This window comes from Paenibacillus sp. N119s (genome assembly GCF_059447605.1).
Map to the genome: position 1 here is coordinate 1 of NZ_JCAJRU010000458.1, position 981 is coordinate 981.

At 37.7% G+C, this 981-nt stretch carries 1 protein-coding gene and 1 pseudogene; both read left to right on the top strand.

The features are described from left to right. Window positions 1-573: glycosyltransferase family 2 protein (locus tag AC5V8P_RS25715; protein ID WP_495474075.1), on the top strand; the 573-nt coding region annotated here is incomplete at its 5' end. Between the two features lie 68 nt (window positions 574-641). Beyond that, window positions 642-981, top strand: a pseudogene (locus AC5V8P_RS25720) (glycosyltransferase family protein); the annotation flags it as partial.

Here is a 981-nt window from a genome sequence, read left to right on the forward strand (position 1 = left end):
GAAGTGGTTAAACCAGGTACTGAAGCATACTGGAGTCAGCTTATTGTGGAAGGCGAAGAAATTATCGATTCTAACTTTCAGTGGGAGTTTCCTTATGGAGCCAACTTTGCGGTTAGACATGCTGCGTTAATGCGAATTGGTGGCTTTAGAAGCGCTTATGGGCGTAAAGGAAACAATTACGCTGGAGGAGAAGAAATTGTCGTATCTTTTGCTATGAAAGAAATCGGTTATAAGGTTGGTCTTAATCCGAAGATGAAAGTCATTCATGATGTGGACACCTCCCGATATACGGTTGAGCATGTTAGAAAGACAATGCGAAATAGTATTTTAACCAATTACCAATTGCAAAAGGATCTGTATGCGCCAATGGAATCGGATATTGAGGCAGATAAGAATCACCTTGAAATTGTTAAAGCTGAATTAGATCATTTGCAGAAGACTCCGGTTAAAAATCGAGATGTGGAGATTGATATCTTGTATAAAAAGTACACAATCGAAGCATATGAAGAGCTGATACAAATGAAGGAAAATGATATGAATACGCGAAGACAGTTGGCAGGAGCGTATAGATAATTAATAAAACTTTAAAGGCGCCTCTTTTATAAAATAAGGGGCGCCTTTATTAGTATGGAGCGGTTAAATTGAAAATTTTATATTTCTCTCCAATCTATTGGGATGATTTAAAACAGCGTCCGCAACATTTGGCTGAAGAGCTTGCTAGGATACCAGGGGTTCACATCACCTTTGTAGAACCATCCATTAGCATACTTAATAGTATTGCAAGGCAGAACTCAGATTATAAACAAAGAGAACAAACCATTAATGATAGTCTTCAAATATTCAGGCCTTCAGGCAGTCTGAGATTGCCTAGAAGCTTTGAAAGCATAGACATATTCCATATGAATCAATGGTTTGAAAAGAGACAATTAAAAGACTTAGTTTCCAATGCAGATATCATTTGGTTGGGGAGTCCTGTTTTTT